The sequence below is a fragment of the Nitrosomonas communis genome (assembly GCF_024102715.1).
In the GTDB taxonomy this organism is placed as follows: Bacteria; Pseudomonadota; Gammaproteobacteria; order Burkholderiales; family Nitrosomonadaceae; genus Nitrosomonas; species Nitrosomonas communis_B.
In genome coordinates, this window is record NZ_JAGFJM010000068.1 from 1 (window position 1) to 8845 (window position 8845).

At 49.5% G+C, this 8845-nt stretch carries 10 protein-coding genes; 7 read left to right on the forward strand and 3 right to left on the reverse strand.

The features are described from left to right. Positions 1-622: 622 nt before the first annotated feature. Complete coding sequence (locus J5I83_RS06430) at positions 623-2581, forward strand: DNA topoisomerase IV subunit B (RefSeq protein ID WP_304054298.1); 1959 nt, start codon at positions 623-625, stop codon at positions 2579-2581. A gap of 3 nt (positions 2582-2584) precedes the next feature. Then, the gene (gene parC / locus J5I83_RS06435; protein ID WP_304054299.1) at positions 2585-4987 is read left to right on the forward strand and encodes a DNA topoisomerase IV subunit A; all 2403 of its coding nucleotides are present in this window, start codon (positions 2585-2587) and stop codon (positions 4985-4987) included. 102 nt (positions 4988-5089) lie between these two features. On the opposite strand, the gene J5I83_RS06440 is transcribed toward parC, so the two are convergent. After that, the gene (locus tag J5I83_RS06440) at positions 5090-5488 is read right to left on the reverse strand and encodes a hypothetical protein (protein WP_304054301.1); all 399 of its coding nucleotides are present in this window, start codon (positions 5486-5488) and stop codon (positions 5090-5092) included. 46 nt (positions 5489-5534) lie between these two features. Between J5I83_RS06440 and J5I83_RS06445 the strand changes: the two genes are divergently transcribed. After that, complete coding sequence (locus J5I83_RS06445) at positions 5535-5825, forward strand: transposase (RefSeq protein WP_304054303.1); 291 nt, start codon at positions 5535-5537, stop codon at positions 5823-5825. A 26-nt stretch (positions 5826-5851) separates the two neighbouring features. Further along, positions 5852-6058, forward strand: coding sequence for a hypothetical protein (locus tag J5I83_RS06450; protein WP_304054304.1), 207 nt, complete (start codon positions 5852-5854; stop codon positions 6056-6058). 122 nt (positions 6059-6180) lie between these two features. Here the strand turns inward: J5I83_RS06450 and J5I83_RS06455 are convergent, their stop codons facing one another. After that, positions 6181-6918 (reverse strand): spherulation-specific family 4 protein, encoded by a 738-nt coding sequence (locus tag J5I83_RS06455; protein ID WP_304054305.1) that lies wholly within the window; start codon positions 6916-6918, stop codon positions 6181-6183. A gap of 393 nt (positions 6919-7311) precedes the next feature. Between J5I83_RS06455 and J5I83_RS06460 the strand changes: the two genes are divergently transcribed. Both J5I83_RS06460 and J5I83_RS06465 read left to right on the forward strand, forming a co-directional pair. Beyond that, the gene (locus tag J5I83_RS06460) at positions 7312-7572 is read left to right on the forward strand and encodes an AbrB/MazE/SpoVT family DNA-binding domain-containing protein (RefSeq protein ID WP_304054306.1); all 261 of its coding nucleotides are present in this window, start codon (positions 7312-7314) and stop codon (positions 7570-7572) included. Positions 7573-7578: 6 nt separating this feature from the next. Continuing rightward, positions 7579-7962: a type II toxin-antitoxin system PemK/MazF family toxin gene (locus J5I83_RS06465; protein ID WP_304054307.1), complete on the forward strand. Its 384-nt coding sequence runs from the start codon at positions 7579-7581 to the stop codon at positions 7960-7962. A gap of 469 nt (positions 7963-8431) precedes the next feature. On the opposite strand, the gene J5I83_RS14515 is transcribed toward J5I83_RS06465, so the two are convergent. Continuing rightward, a complete protein-coding gene (locus J5I83_RS14515; RefSeq protein ID WP_369683398.1) occupies positions 8432-8635 on the reverse strand; it encodes an NYN domain-containing protein in 204 nt (67 codons plus the stop codon). Positions 8636-8689: 54 nt separating this feature from the next. Between J5I83_RS14515 and J5I83_RS06470 the strand changes: the two genes are divergently transcribed. Next, positions 8690-8845, forward strand: a 156-nt coding sequence (locus tag J5I83_RS06470; RefSeq protein WP_304054308.1) for a transposase, incomplete at its 3' end; no start/stop codon positions are given.

Sequence of the window (8845 nt, forward strand, 5' to 3'; positions counted from 1 at the left end):
CATCAGTACCAGCGCATCGCCTCCGGCAGCAACATGCTCGACAATATATTGTTGTTCACCGCGAAAGGCTGAGTAACCAAAAACATCATGCAGGATTTGTTCAGGGGCTGGAAGGGACATCATTTGAGCTAAGTGGCGGAGCAACTTAGTTATGATAGCGTAAATAAAGCAAATTACTGCGCTGAGATTAGCGATAGAAGTATCTGTTGGAAATTGCTTAACTTTTATTAATTTTACTTAATCAAGATCTTAATAATAGTAGTTAAAGGCTGGACAATTCCGGTATATTTTGAAAAATAGTTTAATTATCAATAGAATGAATGAATTTTCTAATCTGTATAAAATAGACATTTAGTCGGAATAATTTGTGGATAAAATCAAGTAATTCATTTTGTTCCGAGTTATCCCAAAATTATTCAGATTTTACGCACAAGTTATGAACATCAATTGCGCGACCTGATACATCGCTGACTCTGATTGACTTATCCGTTCACTCGCCCAGATCCCGCTCAATTCTGATTCCCTGCTAAAACCGGGTAGCCCATATGCCATGCTGTGGGCGCACTAGATTCATGGATTTTTGTGGGAAAATATCGGGCTGTAATCTGTACTCAAACCAACCATGGCAAAACAAACTTACGACGAATCCTCAATCCGCGTCCTGCGCAAGCTGGAACCTATCCAATTGCGACCGGGCATGTACACCCGCACCACCGACCCAACGCATATGGTAGTCGAGGCCATCGACAATGCCGTCGATGAGGCGATGGCAGGCCATGCCAGAAATATCGAAGTCACCCTTTACCGGGACGACTCAGTCGCTGTGGCTGATGATGGGCGCGGTATTCCGGTTGGCCTGCATCCGGAAGAAAAAGTCCCAACTATACAGGTCGTGTTCCAGGTGATTCATTCCGGCGGAAAATTTGCTAAAGGCGAGGCGAATAGCAGTTACAAATTCACCGGTGGTCTGCACGGCGTGGGTGTTTCAGTAACGAATGCGCTCTCCTCCCGCCTGGAAGTTGAAGTCAAACGCGAAGGCAAGCACTACCGTATTGTTTTTACCGACGGTGAAGTGATCGAACCATTAACCGTGATTGGCCAGTGTGGCGCACGTAACACCGGCACGGTACTGCGCATCTGGCCCAACGTAAAGTATTTCGATTCCCCCTCGCTCCAGCGGGGAGAGCTGGAGCACTTGTTACGTGCCAAGGCAATGCTGCTGCCAGGGGTTAAAGTGCTGCTCAACATTGAAACGGCTACGGGTTTCGATGTCAAGGAATGGCATTTTAGTGGAGGAATCGCGCAGTACCTCGATCAGATGATTGCCGAGGATGAGCCGATTGCGCCTGCTTTCTGCGGTGAAAAGTATCTGGCCGCCAACGAAACCTTCTCTGACGGGGAGGGGGTGCAATGGGCGCTGGCATGGGTTGCAGGTTCAGGGGGAGGGGAGTCCTATGTCAACCTGATCCCGACCCTGGGCGGCGGGACGCACGAGGCTGGCTTGCGTGATGTGGTCTTCAACAGCGTGCGCACTTTTGCAGAACAGCATGGCCTGATGCAACGCAACGTGAAGCTGGCAGCCGAGGATGTGTGGGCCAAGCTGCGCTTCGTTCTGGCAGTTCGCATGGTTGATCCGAGCTTCTCAGGCCAGACCAAGGAAAAGCTGTCCTCGCGCGAGGCGGTCAAGCTGGTGGGCATTGCCCTGAAGGACGCGCTGGATCTGTGGCTTAACGAGCATGTGGCAGAAGCAACCAAGATTGCCGAGCAGGCTATCAGGAACGCCATTAACCGTGGCAAGACCGCCAAAACAGTCGAACGCAGAAAAGGTTCTGGTGTGGCGGTGATGCCAGGCAAATTGACCGATTCCGAACTGACCGGTCTCAACGCTGAATTGTTTCTGGTGGAAGGGGATTCCGCCGGGGGTTCGGCCAAGGCAGGGCGTGACAAAGAAACGCAGGCTATCCTGCCGTTGCGCGGCAAGGGCATGAACAGCTGGGAAGTGGAGCAATCGCAGATACTCGCCAACCAGGAAATCCATAATATCGCGGTATCGCTTGCGATCGATCCGCACAAGCTTGATAGCGATGTGGATATGAGCACCTTGCGCTATGGCAAGGTCATCATCCTGTCCGATGCCGATGATGATGGTAACCATATCCAGGCGTTGCTACTGACCTTGTTCTTCCGGCACTTCCCCAAGATCATTCAGCAAGGGCATGTCTATATTGCCCAACCACCATTATTCCGGTTAGATGTGCCGGCACAAGGCAAAAGCAAACCGCCACGCAAGCTGTACGCCCTGGATCAGGCGGAGCTGGAGATGCTTGCAGCACGCCTGCGCCAGGAAGGGGTTAAGGAAGGCAGTTGGAGCATTTCCCGTTTCAAGGGTCTGGGGGAAATGGATGCTGTTCAGCTGTGGGAAACCACATTATGCCCGGACACACGCCGGCTGGTGAGGATTCGCATTGACGATGCGGCAGTAGCGGTTGAAGCTTTCGATACGCTGATGGGCAGGTCACACGCCAGCGCGCGCAAAGAGTTGATTACTATTCATGGCAACGAAGTGGAAGCGGAAATTTAAAAAATGAAGAATTTGGATTTGTTTGACGTTCTGGACTCTCCCTCGCCATCTCAAGAGATGCCGCAGGAAGCAGAGCCGCCACCGCCCGCGCCGCCTGCTTCTTCCCAAGGCGGCAGCGAGAGCGGCGATGATAGTTTCGATCTGGCCGAATATACGCATCAGGTTTATCTGCGTTACGCCATCAGCGTGGTCAAGGGGCGGGCGCTGCCTTCCGTGTCAGATGGCAAGAAGCCGGTGCAGCGCCGTATTCTGTACGCCATGTACCGCCTGGGCTTGACGCAAGGAGCAAAGCCGGTTAAATCGGCCCGCGTGGTCGGTGATGTCATTGGTAAATACCATCCTCATGGTGATTCTGCTTCCTATGAAGCCATGGTGCGCATGGCGCAGGATTTCGTGCTGCGCTATCCTCTGGTCGATGGTCAGGGCAATTTTGGCTCGCGCGATGGCGATTCCCCCGCAGCCATGCGCTACACCGAAGTGCGGCTCACCCAGTATGCCGAACTGCTGCTGTCCGAAGTGGATGCAGGGACAGTGGATTTTCGCCCCAATTACGACGGCTCGGAGCAGGAACCCGTGGATTTGCCAGCACGCCTCCCTTTCCTGTTGTTGAATGGCGCATCCGGCATCGCGGTCGGCATGGCCACGGAATGCCTGCCGCACAACCTGCGCGAGGTGGGCAATGCTGCCATCGCGCTGATGCATCACCCGTCGCTTGATATTGATGGGATATTGCAACACATCCTAGGGCCGGATTTCCCCGGCGGCGGCCAACTGGTTTCCAGTAGCAGAGAGATACGGGAAGTCTATGCCACCGGCCGCGGCATTTTCCGGGTGCGCGCCCGCTGGAGCATAGAGCAACAGGCGCGCGGCCAGTGGCGTATGGTGGTATATGAATTGCCGCCGGGCGTTTCGGTCAAGAAAGTACTGGAAGAGATTGGTGAATATGCCGATCCGCAGATCAAAACAGGCAAGAAGGATTTATCGATAGAGCAGAAGCAGATGAAGCAACTGTTCCTCGATGCACTGGAAACCGTGCGCGACGAGTCCGGCAAAGAAGCTTCCGTACGTATCGTGCTGGAGCCGCGTTCTTCGCGCATGCCGCAGGAACAGTTCATCGCCCTGCTGCTCGCGCATACCAGTCTGGAAGTGACGGTGCCAGCCAATATGGTCGCCATCGGACTGGATGGCAGGCCGAATCAGAAGAATATCCTGCAATTATTGACCGAATGGGTACGGTTCCGCACCACTACGGTCACTCGTCGCAGTCAAACCAGGCTTGATCAGGTACAAAAGCGCCTGCACATCCTGGAAGGCCGCAGGGCGGTACTGCTGAATATTGATGCCGTCATCAGAGTGATACGCGAAGCAGAGGATCCCAAGGCCGATCTGATGGCGCAGTTCGGGATTTCCGCCATTCAGGCAGACGATATTCTGGAAATCCGCTTGCGTCAGCTAGCCCGGCTGGAAGCGATTCGCATCGAGAATGAAATGAATGCGTTGAAAACAGAAGAAGAAGGCTTGAGGATGGTATTGAGCAATGAAACAGCCATGCGCAACCTGATCATCAGCGAGATCGAGGCTGACGTGAAGAAATTTGGCGACGACCGCCGCACACTGATTGAGGCTGCGGAGCGGGTGGTTGCCAAGGCGATGACTGTGCCGGATGAGCCCTGCACGGTCATCCTGTCGAAAAACGGCTGGATCCGTCAGCGTAGTGGCCATGAAGTGGATATCAGCACGCTCTCGTTCAAGGATGGTGACCAGTTACTGGCGATCGGGCAAACGCGCACGACTTATCCAGTTGTCGTGCTGGACAGCAGGGGACGTGCCTACAGCCTGTCCACGGCCGATATTCCCGGCGGGCGTAGCGACGGTGTGCCGTTGGCTTCCTTGCTGGACATGCCCCCCAAGGTGAAAGCGGCAGCGATGTGCACCGCAGTGCCGGATACCCAATATCTATTCAGCTCGTCTGCTGGATATGGTTTTATTGCGACGCTCAAAGACCTGGTATCGCGCCAGAGAGCCGGCAAGGCTTTTATGACGCTGAGCCAAGAAGATCGCTTGCTGCCTCCGGCAAATGTCGCCAGCGGCAGTCTGATCGTGGCGCTGGGCAGCAATGGCAAGCTGCTGTTATTTCCGCTCAGTGAAATGAAGACATTGTCGGGCGGCAAGGGCGTCATCATTCTCGGGCTGAATGAGGGTGAGACGCTGATTGCTACTGCAGTGCTGCCGGAAGGTTCATCTCTCCAGATCAGTGGAACAGGCAAGGGTGGCAGGTCGTTGCAATCGATACTGGAATGGGAAGAACTGCAACCATTCATGTCACACCGTGCACGCAAGGGAATGCTGACATCAGTCAAGTTTAAACCGGAGAAGATAGAAGTATTTACAGCGGAATCTGACTGAGTGGGCAGTCCGCGCTAAATCTTCAAGATGGTTGATCAAGGATTGCTCGCGGTGGAGCTTATTGGAGTCAATTCAGGCATTATGTTTTTTGGCGTAGATAAGTTAAAAAGTTTTGATCAGGTTTAGCGTAACACCAACAGGGAATATGCAAGAATAGGTAGCGCCATCTCTACAGGAAATAATAGTGGCTGTTGGATTAGGATTATTACTATCAAAATTAATCCTTATAGTTAGATCTACATCCATGGTGTTTGCCCCTGTAATGGTAGCAAATATAGCAGTATTCCCAACTCGTCTAGCGCTTAAGGCCGTCCAGGTAATATTAGGATCTGGATCGAGGATTACCGCGATCATCTGATGTGTATTTGCATCTTCACGCAGGGTTATGTAACCAATGGTAAAGTCATTTGCACTAATCATGTATATACCATCAAATGGACCTGATGCCTGCGATGGAACAGAAAATAAATAAAACAAAACGAATAAATATAGTTTTTTCATTTCAATGATATCTTCTCTTTAGATATAGCAAAATCATTATAGCTTTATGTTAGAAGAAGCGATTATGCTATTTGGGAATAGGGAACCACAACTCACAACCGAGAGAGCTATCTTATGCCCTGATGTTTACGCCTATGCGCTCATAACCAATCATGTGCATTTGTTGCTCTCCGCCGATCGAACCAAGTTTGCCGGAGAATTGATGAAAGTGCTCGGTCAGCGTTACGTACAGTATGTGAATCGCACCTACCAGCGCAGCGGAACCTTGTGGGAGGGGCGTTTCCGCTTTTGTTCCATTCAGGAGGAAACCTATTTGGCGTGCGTGTCAGCGCTATAGCGAATTGAATCCGGGTGCGTGTGAGAATGGTAGCGTATCCAGCTGAATATCGTTGGCCTAGCTGCCTGGTAAGCGCGCAGGGGGAGGCCGATGCACTAGTGAAGCCACATCCCCTTTATGTGGCATTGGAGTTAGATGATGCTGGCAGGCAACGAATTTTTCGCAGCCAGGTATCAACAGCCCTGGGGCGACGAGCAACCTCCGGCACGCCTGGACGACCCGCAAGGCTGTAAAACTAGCATCCAGCAGTCTCTTCTCACATAACCAAGAATCGTGGTCTGTTCCTTATTATGCTTTCCACATTTCCTCGTTTTTGTTAGTCGATACTAAGGCGTTACGGTTGCAATCTCGAGCTCTAAACCCCATACTGCGGAAGACTGTCATAAGGATTAGGAAGCCTGTTATCGGTAATGTACAGATTTCCAGCGAGGTTCTTGTCGGTCTCGCTGAACACCTGTTTCATCTGGTCCGAGCTTGCGTTATGTACAATATGGATAAACCTGTCTTTCGGATAATTGAGTTGCCACTGTTCTGGTTGAAAATTTACGTAACTTCTTATGTTACCTTCAAATACTACTAAATTATCAACGACTGGTTTGCTTAAGTAAACTTCGTCTGGCACCACTCCAGGGCCCCCCGTTACCGAATAATGACTGTTTTTATTCTTGATGTAGTTATATATTTGCTCGTAGTATCTGACGTTTTCATCCGTTCCGTCTGCAGTCATCTGATCGATAAAAAAACCATCAATCGCATAGAAGGCAATGTAATTATCAATTTCACTGGTAATATCGATCATCGAGCGATTGCCATAATTGGAGTATATGTAAGCAATTATTTTTCCTCCAGATTCACGAACCAGATCAATAGCGTTAACATAGCTGGGGTCAACGTTTGTTCCAAACCCATTGTCTGGATTAAGAATTACGGTAGTAGTTACTGTTTGAGCTGCCACAGCCAAGTCATTCCAGTAAGTCGGGCGATCTGACGGATGGAAATATGCTGGAACAAAAAGATTGGTAGCGTGAACGAGCGTGCCAAGTGCTATTGATAAATAAATCGCAGAAAGCAAAATAAAGTGTTTTATGCTCATGTCGAATATCTCCTATAAAGAAAGCTCAATAGATTGAGCTTTAACACCGGCGCCTTCGGCAAAAGAAAGAGGGTATAGGAAAAATAAATACTCATTTGAGCAAATGAGTATTTTCTAATTACAACATGATGCTAGGGAATAACAAATAGGTTAGCAATAATGCAATTGCATACAATTTTTATTCGCTATTTGACGAGTCAAGCGACAGTACTAAATTGAGCGAAAATTTACTCATACTTGAGTGAGCGTTGGCTAACTAAAGCAAATGACAAGACCCCATTACCTCAAGCCCAGCTTGCTGCAGCAGATATTTGTATGGAGATTGAGATTTGCTTCCTACTCCGATTATGTTTAAACTCATGTTTAAACATACACTGATTGGAATAATCAATTATGAACACAAAAGAGGTGATCCTGGATATCAAGCAATGGGGCAATAACCTGGGGGTGCGCCTGCCTGCTGCCATTGTACGGGAAGCCCACGTGCACGCCGATCAACGGGTTAAACTGACGGTATCCAACGGCCAGATCATCATCACGCCGGTGCGGGATGAACCGTTGACGCTGGAACAGCGCCTGGCGCAATTCGATCCCGCCCGGCATGGCGGCGAAGCCATGCAAGCCACGCAGCAATTGGGTGCAGAAAAGTGGTAGCCGCTCATGGTTAGGAAGGGGAGTGCCGTTGACTGGGTACCTGATCGCCAGCACATCATCTGGATAGATTGCAATCCACAAGCTGGTCAGGAAATGCGTAACATCCACCCTTTCCTGGTATTGTCCCCCCAGAATTTCAACGATAAAACTTCATTGGTGATTGGCCTGCCGATGACCACCGCTGTTTACAATGCCGACAACCCCTTTGCCGTGGCTGTGGGCAAGACCGCCAAACAAAAAACCGAGCAAGCCAGCTATGTACTGTGCCACCAACCAAAATCATTCGACTGGCGCGCGCGTGATGCCAAGCCTCACCCATTGGGAACGTTGAACGATTGTTTGTTCGTAGAAGTATGTGAGCGGCTGAACCAGATCATTCAGCTCTCATAACAGCCACTCAATCCGAGTTTGTCCTGGAATAAAGGCTCATTGCACAGTTTAAGCACATGAAATATACGCGCGCGCGTATTGATTAATGAAGCAGACATGCTTGCGCCAACCTCAAATGCTAACTGGAAATCCATAACCATGGTGTTATCTTAAGCGAACAGAAATTTGAGCAGGTGCTGAGCCACTTCAACTTCTAAAGTTAATAGGATGAGGGGCGCAAGTAGGAGTGATTTACTTTTTCTCGCTGCTTATAACAGTATGAGTTCTTCATCATCGATAAGCCTTCCAAAAAAGCACAAAGAGGGCACAGGCCCTATAGGTGACAAAACAGTACGGGTCCAAACAGTAGGGACCTATATTTTATAAAGTTTATGTTTTATGTATAGAATATAGGCTTGGCCCTAGGATTTCATATGGGGTGAAGCAATGCTTTCATGATTGTTAGCGTTGCTTATATTTTGGCCATGAGTTAGATATTAAACCATCTTATATGCTCATGTAGATCTGGATTTATAAAATTTCCCATTGGATCAAGAATAAAATCAACACCTTCTCTCCTTGCTAGTTTAGCAGCTGGAACAAAATCGCTATCACCTGCTATAAGAATAATTTGATCAACTGATTTTTTATACGCTAGGGTCTGTTGACGTTTTAAGGTAAGTATTTCATAGATAGAAACAAACTCGTAATATTGGGGTTCCTATACCACCAACAAAACGAGTTTGCGATGCCCCGATTGATGCTCAATGATGAATTCTGGTCGAAGCTGGAGAAGATTCTGCTTCAAGAATCGATTTATAACAAGCGCAATCTGCGCATGACAGTAGAAGGAATACTGTATCGAATGCGGGTTGGCTGTCCGTGGCGAGACCTGCCCAAGGCG

Bases quoted from the DNA above. Each gene is read 5' to 3' on its own strand.
- J5I83_RS06440 (WP_304054301.1), bottom strand. From the start codon at position 5,488: ATGAAAAAACTATATTTATTCGTTTTGTTTTATTTATTTTCTGTTCCA.
- J5I83_RS06430 (WP_304054298.1), top strand. From the start codon at position 623: ATGGCAAAACAAACTTACGACGAATCCTCAATCCGCGTCCTGCGCAAG.
- J5I83_RS06460 (WP_304054306.1), top strand. From the start codon at position 7,312: ATGAACACAAAAGAGGTGATCCTGGATATCAAGCAATGGGGCAATAAC.
- parC (WP_304054299.1), top strand. From the start codon at position 2,585: ATGAAGAATTTGGATTTGTTTGACGTTCTGGACTCTCCCTCGCCATCT.
- J5I83_RS06455 (WP_304054305.1), bottom strand. From the start codon at position 6,918: ATGAGCATAAAACACTTTATTTTGCTTTCTGCGATTTATTTATCAATA.
- J5I83_RS06445 (WP_304054303.1), top strand. From the start codon at position 5,535: ATGTTAGAAGAAGCGATTATGCTATTTGGGAATAGGGAACCACAACTC.
- J5I83_RS06450 (WP_304054304.1), top strand. From the start codon at position 5,852: ATGGTAGCGTATCCAGCTGAATATCGTTGGCCTAGCTGCCTGGTAAGC.
- J5I83_RS06465 (WP_304054307.1), top strand. From the start codon at position 7,579: ATGGTTAGGAAGGGGAGTGCCGTTGACTGGGTACCTGATCGCCAGCAC.